The 14,793-nt window shown below is 62.8% G+C and carries 12 protein-coding genes; all 12 read right to left on the bottom strand.

The window, feature by feature from the left end; translation table 11 throughout:
* Positions 1-21: 21 nt before the first annotated feature.
* The 12 genes from adh to ABC383_RS02205 all read right to left on the bottom strand — a co-directional run bounded on the left by adh (position 22) and on the right by ABC383_RS02205 (position 14,739).
* A complete protein-coding gene (gene adh, locus ABC383_RS02260; RefSeq protein WP_413011584.1) occupies positions 22-1,542 on the bottom strand; it encodes an aldehyde dehydrogenase in 1,521 nt (506 codons plus the stop codon).
* A gap of 349 nt (positions 1,543-1,891) precedes the next feature.
* A complete protein-coding gene (locus tag ABC383_RS02255; protein ID WP_413011582.1) occupies positions 1,892-2,476 on the bottom strand; it encodes a cytochrome b in 585 nt (194 codons plus the stop codon).
* Positions 2,473-3,429 (bottom strand): beta-propeller fold lactonase family protein, encoded by a 957-nt coding sequence (locus tag ABC383_RS02250; RefSeq protein ID WP_413011580.1) that lies wholly within the window; start codon positions 3,427-3,429, stop codon positions 2,473-2,475. Before ABC383_RS02250 ends, ABC383_RS02255 begins: the two co-directional genes overlap by 4 nt.
* Positions 3,430-4,030: 601 nt before the next feature.
* The gene (locus tag ABC383_RS02245; RefSeq protein ID WP_413011578.1) at positions 4,031-4,237 is read right to left on the bottom strand and encodes a hypothetical protein; all 207 of its coding nucleotides are present in this window, start codon (positions 4,235-4,237) and stop codon (positions 4,031-4,033) included.
* Between the two features lie 97 nt (positions 4,238-4,334).
* On the bottom strand, positions 4,335-4,904 hold the full coding sequence (locus ABC383_RS02240) for an RNA polymerase sigma factor (RefSeq protein ID WP_413011576.1): 570 nt from the start codon (positions 4,902-4,904) through the stop codon (positions 4,335-4,337).
* The gene (locus ABC383_RS02235; RefSeq protein ID WP_413011575.1) at positions 4,901-7,564 is read right to left on the bottom strand and encodes an NHLP bacteriocin export ABC transporter permease/ATPase subunit; all 2,664 of its coding nucleotides are present in this window, start codon (positions 7,562-7,564) and stop codon (positions 4,901-4,903) included. The genes ABC383_RS02240 and ABC383_RS02235 overlap by 4 nt, the downstream gene beginning before the upstream one ends.
* Positions 7,561-9,768 carry an NHLP family bacteriocin export ABC transporter peptidase/permease/ATPase subunit gene (locus ABC383_RS02230; RefSeq protein ID WP_413011573.1) on the bottom strand — a complete coding sequence of 736 codons (2,208 nt, stop codon included), beginning with the start codon at positions 9,766-9,768 and terminating at the stop codon, positions 7,561-7,563. The genes ABC383_RS02235 and ABC383_RS02230 overlap by 4 nt, the downstream gene beginning before the upstream one ends.
* Before the next feature lie 2 nt (positions 9,769-9,770).
* Entirely contained in the window at positions 9,771-11,027 is a 1,257-nt protein-coding gene (locus ABC383_RS02225) for an NHLP bacteriocin system secretion protein (protein WP_413011571.1), read from the bottom strand.
* A complete protein-coding gene (locus ABC383_RS02220; RefSeq protein WP_413011569.1) occupies positions 11,024-12,514 on the bottom strand; it encodes a TolC family protein in 1,491 nt (496 codons plus the stop codon). The genes ABC383_RS02225 and ABC383_RS02220 overlap by 4 nt, the downstream gene beginning before the upstream one ends.
* 348 nt (positions 12,515-12,862) lie before the next feature.
* Positions 12,863-13,810: a YihY/virulence factor BrkB family protein gene (locus tag ABC383_RS02215; protein WP_413011567.1), complete on the bottom strand. Its 948-nt coding sequence runs from the start codon at positions 13,808-13,810 to the stop codon at positions 12,863-12,865.
* Positions 13,811-13,928: 118 nt separating this feature from the next.
* Entirely contained in the window at positions 13,929-14,114 is a 186-nt protein-coding gene (locus ABC383_RS02210) for a hypothetical protein (RefSeq protein WP_413011565.1), read from the bottom strand.
* Positions 14,115-14,238: 124 nt separating this feature from the next.
* Positions 14,239-14,739 carry a LapA family protein gene (locus tag ABC383_RS02205; RefSeq protein WP_413011563.1) on the bottom strand — a complete coding sequence of 167 codons (501 nt, stop codon included), beginning with the start codon at positions 14,737-14,739 and terminating at the stop codon, positions 14,239-14,241.
* Between the last annotated feature and the right edge of the window lie 54 nt (positions 14,740-14,793).

Below are 14,793 nucleotides of genomic sequence, written 5' to 3'. Positions count from 1 at the left end.
TGCGCCTGCCTGTACGCCGGCTCAGAAGAAGCCGAGCGCGTTCGGGCTGTAGCTGACCAGGAGGTTCTTGGTCTGCTGATAGTGCTCCAGCATCATCTTGTGATTTTCGCGGCCGATGCCGGACTGCTTGTAGCCGCCGAACGCGGCATGGGCCGGGTACAGGTGATAGCAGTTGGTCCAGACACGGCCAGCCTGGATCTCGCGGCCGACGCGGAAGGCACGCGCATTGTCGCGGGTCCAGAGGCCGGCGCCCAGGCCATACAGCGTGTCGTTGGCGATCTCCAGCGCCTCGGCTTCATCCTTGAACTTCGTCACCGACACCACCGGTCCGAAGATCTCTTCCTGGAAGATGCGCATCTTGTTGTGGCCTTCGAAGATGGTCGGCTTGACGTAGTAGCCGCTGGCGAAGTCGCCGTCGAGCATGTTCTGCGCGCCGCCCGTCAGCACCTTGGCGCCTTCCTGGCGGCCGATGTCGAGATAGGACAGGATCTTTTCCAGCTGCTCCTGCGAAGCCTGGGCGCCGATCATGGTCGACGAATCGAGCGGGTTGCCCTGCTTGATCGCCTCGACCCGCTTGACCGCGCGCTCCATGAAGCGGTCATAGATCGATTCCTGCACCAGCACGCGCGACGGGCAGGTGCAGACCTCGCCCTGGTTCAGCGCGAACATCGCGAAGCCTTCCAGGCACTTGTCGAAGAAGGCGTCGTCCTTGTCCATCACGTCTTCAAAGAAGATGTTGGGCGACTTGCCGCCCAGCTCCAGCGTCACCGGGATGATGTTCTGCGAGGCGTACTGCATGATCAGGCGGCCGGTGCCGGTCTCGCCGGTGAAGGCGATCTTGGCGATGCGCTTGGAAGACGCCAGCGGCTTGCCGCACTCCAGGCCGAAGCCATTGACGATGTTGATCACGCCAGGCGGCAGCAGGTCGCCGATCAGCTCGATCAGCACCATGATGGAGGCAGGCGTCTGCTCGGCCGGCTTCAGCACCACGCAGTTGCCCGCGGCCAGCGCCGGCGCCAGCTTCCACACTGCCATCAGGATAGGGAAGTTCCACGGAATGATCTGGCCAACCACGCCCAGCGGCTCATGGAAGTGATAGGCATAGGTCTCGGAATCGATTTGCGCAATCGAGCCTTCCTGGGCACGGATCACGCCGCCAAAATAGCGGAAGTGATCAATCGCCAGAGGAATGTCGGCAGCCATGGTTTCGCGGATCGGCTTGCCGTTGTCGATGGTTTCGGCGGTCGCCAGCAGTTGCAGGTTGGCTTCCATGCGGTCGGCGATGCGGTTCAGGATCAGCGAACGCTCGGTCAGCGAGGTCTTGCCCCAGGCCTTCTTGGCGGCATGGGCGGCGTCCAGCGCCAGCTCCACGTCCTCGGCGGTGGAACGCGCCACTTCGCAGAAGGTCTTGCCGATCACGGGGCTGATGTTTTCGAAGTACTGGCCCTTCACTGGCGGGACGAATTTGCCGCCGATGAAGTTGTCGTAGCGCTCCTTGAACGGATTCTTGATACCGAGCTTGCTGATGTCTGCGAGATTCATGGTGTCTTCCTCTTTATCTGTCATGGGATGGTTGGAGCGATGGTTCGCCTGCTGCCATCGCTATTAACGCAATCCGTGTGCCAGCCTGCCGGCGCTGCCGCCGGTCGGGAAAATTTGCCCTTTTCCCCATGGGGAGGCCATGCATCGCCGCTGATGGCGGGCGCCGTGCCTGTCCTGTCGAGGCGATTGCCTGGACGGCTGCTCCCTTTTGCAACAACACTGTCCCAAGTTGTAATAAGAGCTTCAATGCAGCAGCAAGCAGCAGAGTCCTTCAGGATGCCGGCCGGGCCCGGCCAAGAAAAAACCGGCGCGCGGCCGGTTCTGGAAGTGGAGGAGATCGTCGGTGCGGTCAGGATCTGCGCCCGCCCGGCATCATGCGCTGGAATACCTGGTCGCGGTCGATCAGCAAGTGCTTCAGCGCCGCCAGCACATGGATGGCGATCAGCACTGCCAGCGTGAACCCGACCGCTTCATGCACTTCCCCGAAAAAGCCGCGCAGCGCCTTGTCTTCCCAGCCCCAGTTGGGCAGTTCGATACCGAAGAACTTCACGCCGTACTTGCCGAACGAGGATCCCAGATAGCCCGACAGCGGCTGCAGCAGGATGCACAGATACAGCAGCCCGTGGCTCCAGGCGGCCGCGACCGCCTGCCAGCGCGGCATGCCGGGCGCCGTCGGCGGCGGCTTGTGGCTGAAACGCCAGCCCAGCCGCACCAGCACCAGCACCAGGGCCAGCACGCCAAAGGACTTGTGCAGGTTCACATAGAAGCCGCGCGCAGGCGTATTGCGCGGGATGTCTTCCAGCGAATAGCCGAGCACCAGCATGCCGATGATCAGCACCGCCAGCAGCCAGTGCAGCACAATGGCTTGCCAGGTGTACCGTGCTGCCGGCCTGACCTGCGCCTGCAGCGCGTTTCCTTCGACGATGGCGTTCATTGGATCACGACTCCCCATGGCAATTCTCCGACGCTGATTTCCTTGCTGACCGTATTGCTGGCGGTGTCGATCACCGACACCGAATTGGAGCGGCCGTTGGCCACATAAAGCTTGCTGCCATCCGGCGTGATCGCCATGTTCCAGGGGCGTTTTCCGACCGCAATCGTGGCCACGACCGCATTGCTGGCGGTGTCGATCACCGACACGCTGCCATCCTTGCCATTGGAGACGTAGACCCGCTTGCCATCGGGCGACATGGTTACCCCATTCGAAAAATTGCCGGCCTTGATTTCCTTGATCACCTTGCGGCCGGGCACATCGATCGCATACACCGTGCTGGCCAGTTCGCAGGCGACATAGGCGACAGCGCCGTCAGGCCGGAAGGCAATGCCGCGCGGGCGCATGCCGACCTTGATCGACGCCACCTGCTTGCGCTGCGCCACATCCACCACGTCCACGCTGTCGGCTTCCTCGGCGCTCACCAGCAGCAGCTTGCCGTCGGGACTGAACACCGCATGCTCCGGATTCTTGCCTTCCGTGGTGACGGAAAACGCCTTTTGCCCGCTGGCGACATCGATGAAGCTGACCGCATTGCTGACCTCGCTGGCCGCAACGATCCATTTCCCGTCCGCCGAAGCCGACACGCCTTCCGGCGACTCGCCGAGCGCAACCGTTCCGCCTGGCTTGCGGCTGGCCAGGTCGATCACCACCAGCGCGTTGGCCGGCTGGTCGCTGACATACAGCCGGTTTCCGGCGATGGCCAGGCCGCGCGGCTTGCTGCCGGCCTTGATGTCGGTGACCACGCTGTCATTGGCAACATCGATGACCGATACCGTACCCGACTTCTCATTGGGCACATAGGCGAATGGACTGGCAAGCGAAAGGCCGGGGAGAAGCAAGGCGCTTCCCAGCAGGCGCAAGACAATGGAAGACTTCGCAGGGCGCTGATTCATTACATCTCCTGGTTTTTTTATTGATGAGGCCGGTACGGCAGCGGAAGGCTAGGAGCCTGCGCGGCAGAAGGCGGCGTAGCGAAACGTGCGAAAAACGAGGACAGTTTGGTAGTACCAACAAGCCCAGGGGGCAAAGCACTGCTTTGCCGAACCCCTGGGAGCAGGTGGTGATACCGAACTGGACCGTTTTCTCGCGCGTTGCAGCCGCCGAACCTTCTGCCGCGCAGGCTCCTAGGCCTGGATGGCAGGACTGTGCAAGCACCATGCCATGGGACCAGGCCATGAGCGCCTGTGTTCCGCGTCGGGACGCAGGCTGGAAGCCACCATCCGGATCCATGTCCGTCGCCAGGCAGCGCGACAATCGCGCTACATGCCGCGACAGTGTACTGCCTTCAGGGAAAAGGGATCAACAACGGCCGCCTGCAGTTAGCTGCGGGACATTCAGAGGGGAAATGAAGGGTGCGCGGTATTTGTCGGTCTGACTGCGGTGATGGCGCTGCGCTTGCCAGTTGTATCGGCCAGCCGGCATCCGGCTTGATGGCCGGGCTTGCGGCGCCAGGGCTTCGCCTTGGGAATCTGTCGAGCCTGGCCGGCTGAACGGTCATTCGTCCTTGTTGCCTTTGGGCTCCACGCCCAGAACCCTGCCGGCGGCGGCAAGCCATTCCAGGTCGGCGTCCGACAGCGTGTTGGTCTCCGCCTGCATGCGGCGCTTCAGCTTTTCCAGCCCATCCCGCGGCGGCGCGGTACGGGCATAGGATGCTGCCAGATCTGCCAGCAGGTGGTCGAGTTTGGATTCCTTGTCGTTCATGTTGATGTCCTTGGTAAAGTCGGTGAAAACGGGTGTATTCGACAGGTTGAGCAACTGCGGTCGGCATTTCGTTCCGCCTCCCGCCGCCGTGACCCGACTACAAATGACGCCCCATGTCTTCCATCAACTTGGTCTTGGCGCGCGACAGCCGGCTTTTCACCGTTCCGGAAGGAATGCCCAGCATGCTGGCGACATCCTCAAGCAGCATGCCCTCCAGCTTGACCATCACCATGACTTCCCGCATGTCCTCGGGTAATCGGTCGATGGATTGCTGCAGCGCGATCATCGCCTGCTTGCGCTGGTATTGCGACTCCGGTTCGATATCATGCCCACCCGGCCGTTCCAGGTAAAGCGACTCGTCCAGTTCCACATCGTTCAGGCGCTTTTTCACCACCCGGTTGTGATGGTTGCGTGCCAGGTTGAGCGCAATGCCCAGCAGCCAGGTGGAAAACTGCGACCCCGCCCGGTAGCCAGGCAGCGCGCGCCAAGCCGCCAGAAAGGTTTCTTGCGTCAGTTCCTCGGCGTCGTCGCGGTTCTTCACCCACTTGAGAAGGAAGCGCCACACCCTGCTGTAATAGGCTTCCATCAGCTTGTTGAACGCGTCCTGGTTGCCGTTGCGGGCCTGGTCGACCCATTTATCGCCTTCAGCCAGCAGCAGCTTGCTCATATGAGTTGCCTTTCAGCCAGTGTTTTAAAACGCCCGTTTAGTGTCATTAATTCTTGGTAAGTCCCGCTCTCCACAATGCGTCCTCGCTCGATAAAGAAAATACGGTCGGCCCCGGCGATCGTCGAAAGACGGTGGGCAACGACAATCCTGGTGGCTTTCAGCTTGGCAATACTGCTTGTCACAATCGCCTGTGTGCGGTTATCGAGAGCACTGGTTGCCTCATCCAGCAAAAGGATGGCCGGCTTGCCGACAATGGCCCGCGCAATCATCATGCGCTGACGTTGTCCTCCGGAAATTGTGGTTGCGCCGTCGTTGATCATCGTATGCATGCCCATGGGCATGGCCTTGATATCCTCCTCCAGCCCGGCCATCCGGGCAGCTTCCCAGGCGTCTTCCATGGCCAGGGGGGCGGTGCCGACAATGTTGGTGAACATGTCGCCCGCTATCAGCTTCCCGCTCTGCAGCACGGTGCCGATCTGGCGCCGTATCGCCACCTTGTCCAGGCCGGACAGATCCTGGCCGTCGTAGTAAATCGCGCCCGAGCGCGGTGTTTCGAAGCCGAGCAACAGGCGCAGCAACGTGGACTTGCCGCAGCCCGACGCGCCAACCAGAGCGATGAATTCGCCGGGGCGGATGGTGATGCTGATATCGCTGAGCACATCCGGCCCATTGGCTTCATAGCCGAACGACAGTCCACTGATGTCGATTGCGCCATTGAGCCTGCCGGGTAAATGCGCGCTTGCGACGGCTTCGGGGATGGCCTGCAGTATCGGCCGCGCCCTTTCGTATAGCGGTATCACGCTGAGGCTGCTGGTCAGCGCGCTGCCCAAGGCCATGGTTGCGCCGAGGAACTGCGCAAAAGCGGCGCTGAAGGACAGGAATTCACCCGCGCGCATGTCGGGCAACAGAAACGCGACCGAACCGAACAGCAGGATGCTGCATAACAGCCCGAAACCGGCGTCGAAAGTGGCATTGGCGTTGCCGATTCCATGGATGCGCATATCCAGCGCCTTCTGCTGCGCGAACAGCCCGGCCCAGATTGAAAACGCACGCCGCTCCGCGCCATGGGCGCGCAGTTTTGCAATGCCGGTGAGCAGCTGGAAAACCTGGCTGGCGATACGCCCGGACAACGCAGCGCTCTGACGCTCGATCAGCAAGGCCCGATAGTTCATGACCAGCGTCCAGGCCAACTGCACGCCAACCAGCAGGATGGCCAAAACGGCAAGCCGCAGGTCCAGGAAGAACAGATAGAACAGGCTGAACAGGCCGAACAGCCAGCCGAAAATGGCGCTTTCCACCGTATTGCTGATGATCTGGAGAGCCGCATCGATTCCCATGGCCCGCTGCGCCAGATCGCCCGCCTCATGATCGCGGAAGAAAGCGACCGGAAGCCCCAGCAGCCGCTGGATCACACCGCATTGGACGCTGTTGCCGAGACGCGTGCGGATGCGCATCGTTGCCAGGACGCGGCAGAAGGTAAACGCCGTCATGCAGATGCCTGTCATGAACAGCAGCGCAATCAATTGCCCCAGCTCGTCGCGTTCGGCGGAGGGCAGCACGGAATCGGTCAGCACCTGCATGGCGATGGGGGAAACCATGCCAGCGGCCCCGCCCGCCAGGCCGAAGGTGATCAGTCGCAGGCGGTCGCGGCGGCTGCCGGTCAGGCCGAACCACACCAGGTCCTTGAACCGAAGCGCGGCGCCGGGCAGGCTGGGAAAGAACTGGACTGCATGGGTCGTCAGGGTGCTGGCGACTGCGGCATCCACGCTGCACGTCGTTCCGGTTTCCGGGTCGCTCAGCACATAGCCGCTGGCATTTGGAAGCAATGCAACCGGCTTTTCGTCGGAGGCACGAAAGGCCAGCAGCGCACCGTGATCCTGGCGCCACCAGAGCGGGCCGTTGAGCTTTACCCGCCGTTGTATCAGCTGATGTTCACGGCAAAAGCTTTCCAGCCACGGCTCGCTTCTCGATGCAGTCAAGGCAATCGCCTTCAGGCCGCGGTCAGAGATGCCGGAGGCGCGCAGCACCAGGGTGCAGGCCGCCTGTAGCGGGTTGCCAGCCGCTGCAGGCAGCCGGGTCTCCGAAGTCGACAGCACCTGAGCCACCTCGGACAGCGCATGCCGCATCTGCTGCAGCTCCGCCAGCGCGCCCTGCCGAAGCTGTGCATGCTCCCGCACCTGCGCCTGGCCCGCTTGCTCGTCCAGCACGTTCAGCAGCGCGACATGACCGGCCCTTGCCTGAACCGCTTCGGCAGGCAAGCCGGGTATGGCACGCAATAGCGTGCGATGCCAATTCTCTTTCAGCTCTTGCAGAGCCTGTTCCGCAACCCGGTCGCCTGCCACGCCTTCGCCGGCGTTTTCCAGGCGGATCCACGCGGTGCGGGAAAGGGCGACTGCCATCAATGCGGAATCAGGCGACCCGGGTCGGTCGAAAATGACTTCGCCCGGCTTGATCCGGCATACATGACGCCGCGCGCCCGTTGGCACCCCGCCGGCAATGGCCACATGGAACAGGTCGACGCCGCCCTGCTCCACCAGCCATACCGTGTTGCTGACACCCAGCACCACCGGCTCCAGAGCCAGCGGAAATTGTCTTTGGCCATAGTGCGCGAGCAACTGCACCGAGTGTGCGGCCACGCCGGCGCTATCGGTGGCCATCATGCTGCGATCTCCCCAACCAGTGCTGCATAGGCGCCCGCGCGCCGCAGCAGCGTGTCATGGGTGCCGCGCTCGACAATGCGGCCATGGTCCATCACGATGATTTCATCGCAGTCGCGTATCGTGGAGAGGCGGTGCGCAACGATCAGGCAGGTGCAGCCCCGACGGCGGAGGCTGTCGTCGATTTCCTTCTCGGTGGCCGTGTCGAGCGCCGCGGTCGCTTCGTCCAGCACCAGGATGCGCGGATTGCCCGTGAGGGCGCGGCCGATCTCAAGACGCTGCCGCTGGCCTCCGGAAAAATTGCTGGCGCCTTCCGTCACCAGCGTGTCGTAACCGCCGGCGCGGCTGGCGATCGTGTCGTGAATTGCCGCATCATGCCCGGCGCGCACGAGGTCCGGCTCGGCCACACTGCTGTCCCATAGCGTGAAGTTGTCGCGAATGCAGCCGGAGAACAGATAGATGTCCTGATCCACGCCGGCCAGGCTGGCGCTGAGTACGCGTGGGCTGATGTCGCCACGGCGACGCCCGTCGAACAGGATTTCACCCGACCACGGCTGATGCAGGCCCATGACCAGTTTCGCCACCGTGCTCTTGCCGCTTCCCGATGCGCCGACCAGCGCCACGCGCTGCCCTGGCGCGAGACGCAGGCTGAAGTCTTCCAGCAGTGGCGGTTCCAGCCTGCTGTAGCCGAAGCTGACATGACGCAGCTCCAGGGCACCCTGAAGCTTTTCCTCTGGCGCATGCGTATCCTGCGCCGACCCGTTTGCCGGCGCGTCGGATGCCGCGAATCGTGGATCAACCTGGTAACGCAGCGTGTCGTCTAGGCGCTTGAGGTCGGCATCGGCTTCCTGCAACCTGCCGGCCAGGCCCATGAGATTGTTGACCGGGCTGGAAAAGGAAGCCATCAGACTCTGAAATGCGATCAGCATGCCGATCGTGATTTCCCCCGACATGACGCGCAAACCGCCAAGGCCCAGAATGCAGGCGGTGATGGCTGCCGATACCAGCACAGGCAGGGTGCCAAGCAGCTGGGTGTAGAACAGAAGGTCCTGCTCGGTATTGTTGACGCCCGCCTTGAGGCCAGACCAGCGGCCAAAGAAATCGGCCTCGCCGCCGCCCGCCTTGATGGTTTCAATGGTCTGGATGCCGCCAACCAGCGTGGCGCCAAGCTTGCCTCGCTGCTGCTGCAGGCGCATGGTGCGATCGCGCCGCTTTCGCGAGATCACGGCCAGCAGCAGCACATTGAGCATGGTCAGCGAGACGCCGATCACTGTCAGCAGCACATCATAGGAAAGCATGATGGCCAGGTAGAACACCAGCGTGACCAGGCTTACCACATTGACCGCAAGCTCCCCGGAAACCAGGCGTGCAATGCCATCGTTGATGCTTACCCTCTGGCCAATGCTGGCGGCGTGCCGCTGGCTGAAGAACTCGATGGGCAGACGCAGCAGATGCCAGAAGTAATTGGCCGACGCCGTCAGGGAGAGGCGGGTTTCCAGCCTGAGCAGATAGGACAGTTGAAGCCAGGTCAGCAAAGCGCGGAGCACGGCGGTCAGCGCCATGCCCAGCAGCAGCGGCTTGACCCAGCCCTGCAGCCTGCCGATCAGGTAGCTATCGACAAAGACCTGGGAAAACACGGGGATGGCAAGGCCGGGTATGACCATGCCCAGGCCGGCAAGCAGCACATAGGCAGCCGCGCCCCGCACGTTGCGCAGCCGGCGGCCCAGTGCGACGACAATGCCGTTGGGATCGGGCGAACGTTCAAAATGGGGCTCCGGCTCGAACAGCAGCACCACGCCGGTATAGGATCGATTGAATTCATCCATGGTCACGGCGCGCGGGCCGGTCGCCGGATCGTTGATCCAGGCTTTTTTGTCATTCAGTCCTTCCAGGACCAGGAAGTGGTTGAAGTTCCAGAACAGGATCATCGGGCAGGCATAGTGATGCAGCGCGTCGATTTCAAGCCGCATGCCCTGGGCCTTGAGCCCATGCGCGCGTGCGGCACGCACCACGCTGCTGGCCTTGCTGCCATCGCGCGAAACGCCGCAGGCAATGCGCAGTTCCTCCAGCGAGACGTAGCGGCCATAATGCTGCAGCACGATGCTGAGGGCGGCCGCGCCGCATTCCACCGCCTCCATCTGCAGCACCGTCGGCGTCTTTACCCTGCAGCCGTTGAGGCGGCGCAGCAACGTGTTCCACTTGCCCATGGTCAGGTCCCGGTCAGTTCGCGCAACAATGGGATAAGCAGACTGATCGGGCGTTTCTTTTCCACGACAAACGTGCCCGTTGCCAGGGTCCCGCTGGAAAGCTCAACCTTGGCTCCTGCGTTGGAGGACCAGTGATAGCCGCTGCGGGTGCCGGCATCCCTGGTCAACTGGACCTGGACCGAAATAGGCGGCCCGTTGCGTGTCAGCTCGCGCACCAGGGTGGCATTGTTAAACAGCGACAGCATGCCCAATTCGGTCGCCGGATATTGCGCCACCGCCGTCACGGTGCCGACCAGGTAGCCGAACCGTTCCTTCTTGGCGGTTGCCGGCGAAATCTGGGCGGGCATGCCCGCCTTGAGCAGCTTGGCGTTGGAATTCGGCGGCAGGTAGACAACCGCTTCCAGCAGGCCTTCATTAATTTCAACACTGACGATGGGTTGGCCGTTCTTGACGACGTCGCCCTGCATCGCCATCGTCTCGACCACGACGCCGTCATGCGGACTGACGATGCGGGAAGCGAGATCATGCTGCAGCAGCAGGTCCTCGAGCCGGCTCTGTGCCTGCAACAGGCGGTTGCCCACTTCGCGCAAACGGTTTTCGCGCGCTGCCGCGCCCTCGATCTGCTCGACGGAAAGCTTTTGCAGCATGGTGCGGGCATTGTCGATATCGCTTTCAGCGCCAAGAGCCTGCTGCCGGGTCTGCTCGTAGCGCTGGCGGGTGATCAGGCCATCGCCCAGCAATTCCCGCTGCCCCTGAAGAATGGTCCGGAGGGATTGCAGTTGCTCCTCCCGGGTTGCGATGGTATGGAGAAGCATCGCCTGCTGAAGCTTGACCGACTTTTCCTGCACGGGCCGTAATGCATCGGTGCGGCTGATCAGGTCATTTTGCTCATCGCCCAGTTGCCTGACCACCTTGCGCTGCGCCGCGACCTGCTGCTCCATTTCAGGCTGGGCGATCCGGCCCAGTACCTGCCCCCTATGGACCGGGTCGCCGATATTGAGATCGGCCAGTTCCGTTACCACGCCGGTCCCGAAGGAGACGACGTTGAATGTGCCGCCCTCGCGGATGATGATGCCCTGCCCCTCCACGCTGGCGGGCAGCGTGCCGAAAATGCTCCAGACCAGGCTGGAGACGAGGATCAACAGAATGGCGCCCAGGGCCACCCAGGCGCGCGGACGGGTAATCCGCATGGCCTCATCCAGCCGGTCGGGCGTGGCGAGGTTCTCCAGCGCCGACTTGCGAAACATTTCCTGCTTCATGGCAGCTCCGGAAGAGTCGTCAATGATTCCATGGTGATGCGCTGCTCGTCGCCATCGGCCCCAAGCAGGGTGGCAGTCTCGAAACGGTAGCTTGCCAGGGCTTGCGCAAGACGCCGGCGCGCGTCGATCACGCCAAGTTCGTCGGCGGTAAGCCTTGCCTCGGCGGTAAGCAGATCCAGTACGGTGGCCAGGCCAAGACGGTACTTCTTGCGCTCGTCGGCAAACACCTGTGTCTGCAGCCTTACCTGCTGCCGCGCCTGCTCCAACTGGAGGGCTGCGCTGGAAACGCTGGCGCGCTGCACGCTGACAGTGGCACGCGCGGCCTGCATCAGGCCATCAAGTTCAAGGCGCGCCTGCTCGGCAAGCGCCGCGCGCTGCCGGACCAGGCCAGCCTGGGCATTGCCCTGCACCGGCAGCACGTAGACCATGCCGATCGACGCGTTCAAGCCAGCCGCCGGCGCGTTCAGGGCCTGCCAGGCGGCGAGCGCGGACCGGTTTTCACGCAGGCCGCTATAGCCGACCGACAGGGTCAGGTCGAGCTGCGAAACGGGGTCACGCCGCGTTGCCTCATACAGAATCTCGGCAGCGTCAACGCGGCGCTGCTGCGCCCTGACGTCAAAGCGCGCAGCCAGCGCCGAATGGGGCCATGGCCGGGACAGGGTCTCCATGACGACGGCGGGCAACTCGGGAAAATCGTCGCTGGGCGCCGGCATCGACGTTTCGGGCTGACCGGCTATGCCCATGGCCAGCACCAGCGTCGTGCGCGCTTCCACCAGCGATTGCTCCGCGGCGATACGCAGGCCACGGTCGCGCGCCACTTGCGCCTCGTATTGCAGCACATCGGCCTGCGGGATTTCATCGCCCTTGGCCAGCCGGCGAGCATCATCGAGCAACAGCAGCGAGCGGTTTTCGGAGAGCCGGCGGATCTCCAGCGCCTGCAGTGCGGCCAGGTAATCCCAGTAGGCATTGACGCTGCGGCTGATCCGGGACGCAATGGTGTGCCGCAGGTTCATGTCTGCCGAAGCCAGCACCTGCTCCGCTGCCCGTTCCGCGGCGGTATTGAAGCGGGCGCCGCTGCCCTTCTGGAGGGGCACGGTGAAATTGAGCGCGACGGTGCTGGTGGCCGGCGAAGTCAGCGAACTGATGTTGTCGCGCACCCGGTTGATCCTGATGCTGGGCGCCACCGTCACACCCGAACGCAGACGGGTCGTCGCGCCCAGCAGATAGGCAGCCGTGTTGCTGTCAACCTGGCTTGCTGCAGGGCTTTGCAGCGCCTGCAGCAAGGGAGAGCGCGCCTGCGCCAGTTCCACGCCGGTACTGAGCGCCGTGTCGAATTCACCGCGGGTGGCCTGGAGCTGGCCTTCGCTGAGCATCAACTGCCGGTTGGCAGCGCCTATCTGCGGCTCGTGCAATAAGGTCAGCCTGACCGCATCCATCAGCCTGCCGTTGAATTGCTGGCCTGATGCGGGACCGCATGCGACGAACATGCCCAATATGGCGAAAGGCCGGGCCCAAAAGCGCACGCCGGCAAGGTGACATGAAATGCTCCGCAGAACACCCAATGAATGAATTTTTATCGTTGAGCCGGCTAGTAGCATTCGGGAAGGACTGGACGTTGCAAACCGGACTTTTTCGGAGGTTTTTTTGCTTGAACAGTGCGTTGAGTAACGCGGAAGCACCCCCTGTTCCCGAATTAAGCCGGCAACAGATCTTTTGTTCGAACGACGGAAACTAACAACGCCCCACAAAAACGCAGGGGCCGCCGGCAAGGCATGCCCGTGCTGCCCATGCGAGCAGCACCGGGAGCTGGCGCACGGGTGCCGGAGTACGTTTTTTCAGGTGGATCGAGAGGAACGGCGGGAGCCGTAGCGGTGGGCGTATACCCAGGTGAATTCGGCGCCCAGCAGGAAAATCTGCGCCGAGTAGTACACCCATACCAGGATCACAACCAGCGAGCCGGCGGCGCCGAAGGTGGAACTGACACCGCTGGTGCCGATATACAGGCCAATTGCATACTTCCCTGCCGTAAAGAGCAGAGAAGTGATCGCCGCACCAGTCCAGACGTCGCGCCAGGCGATGCGAACGCGCGGCATGATCTTGTAGATCATCGCAAACATCACGGTGATCATCAGATAGCTCAAGCCGATGTTGAGTGCGCTGGCCAGCAGCGCACGGGCGCCGAACAGCGTACCCCACCATTTTTCAAGCACCGCCAGCATGGCGCTGGCAAGCAGCGAGGCGATCAGCAGCAGGCCTATGCCAATGATCATGGCGAAGGAGACCAGGCGAGTGCGGAGCAGCTTCCACAGCCCGCCGGATTTTTCCTGTTCCGGGACGTGCCATATCCTGTCCAGCGCGCTCTGCAGTTCGCCAAACACCGAACTTGCGCCGACGACGAGCAGCGCCACGCCGATGACAGCCGCAACGATGCCCTCGGCCGGCTTGCGCGCGCTGGCCAGGAGCCCTTGCAGCGCGACGGCGGCGCCGTCGCCCATCAGGTCCCTGACCTGATAGAACACGGCGCCGCGTGCCGCTTCCTCGCCATAGAACATGCCGGCGATGGAAATGACGATCAGCAGCAGCGGGGCAATCGAAAAGATCGTGTAATACGACAGCGCAGCCCCCATGCTGGGCGCATAGTCACGACTCCAGGCCGACACCGCGTCTCGTACCAGTTCCAGCATGGCGCGCAGCCCGGGACGGCCCTGCGCCACTGGCCCGGGACCTTGCGCGGCAGAACGGTCGTCGGCTGCAATGCGCGGGAAAACGGTGCGCTTTGACATCACCACCCTCGCCCAGGGGGTCGGCAAAGCAGCGCCTTACCCCCCGGGCGTTTCGCTGCTACCAAGTCGCCCTCGTTTTTCGAACGTCTCGCATCAAGGCCTTCTGCCACGCAGGCTCCTAGTCAAGGTGCTGGACGATGCGACCACCGCTGGTCTGCGCAAAATCGCTCGCATAATCGACTGCGGCTTCCATCTCCGCAAAGGAAGCCAGCGGTTCGGTCAGGCCTACCTGATTGACCTGCCAATGGCCGCTTTCGGCCTGCTGCATCTGGATCAGCGGAATGTTTTCGGAAGGGTTTTGCATTTTCATTCTCCACAACGGATGACTCGCCGGCTTTTCGTCTGAAAAGCCGGCCGCCGACCAACATACTGGCCCGGCTTGCCGGTGTCGGTTAGCTGGCGCACCGATGCCACGCTGATGCCGCGACTCAGCCGCCACGCAGCGGCTGGATGCCCGCCGCGCCGCGCTCGAGCCGGTCTTCCAGTTCCCCGATATAGGCGGAAAGCGTGGTGGTTTCCTGAGCGAGGGCGGCGCGCAGGTTCTGCTCGAGCGCATCGATGCGGGCGTGGGTAGCCAGGCGGTTTTCCTGCGTCTGCTGATCCATCTTCTGCAGCGTGGCGGTGAGCAGCTGATGCAGTTCGGAAATGCGCGATGCCTCGGCCTGGTCGGCCAGCTTGCGCTGCGCCTGCAGTTCCTTGGCCTGCTGTCGCGCCTCGAGCAGAATCGCGGTCTGGTGGACACCGGCGAAAACGACAAATGCACCGGTCAGCAAGAGCAGCATGCCAAGCATGATCAAGCCCAGGGGCGCCTCCACCGTCGTCACCAGCAGCGACAGGGTGGTCGGCGCAATGATGACCGGCCAGTTCAATGCGACGAACAGGGTAATGGCCAGCAATAGCAGCAACAGCAGCAGCGTACGTAATTTCATGAGCGCTCCATCGGGAATCGTTACTGCGCATGCTACGCCAGACCTTGTGTTGAC

The organism is Noviherbaspirillum phoenicis (genome assembly GCF_047237965.1).
Lineage (GTDB): Bacteria > Pseudomonadota > Gammaproteobacteria > Burkholderiales > Burkholderiaceae_D > Noviherbaspirillum_A.
The sequence above is the reverse complement of the archived record's forward strand: the minus strand, read 5'-3'. Positions and strand labels throughout refer to the sequence as shown.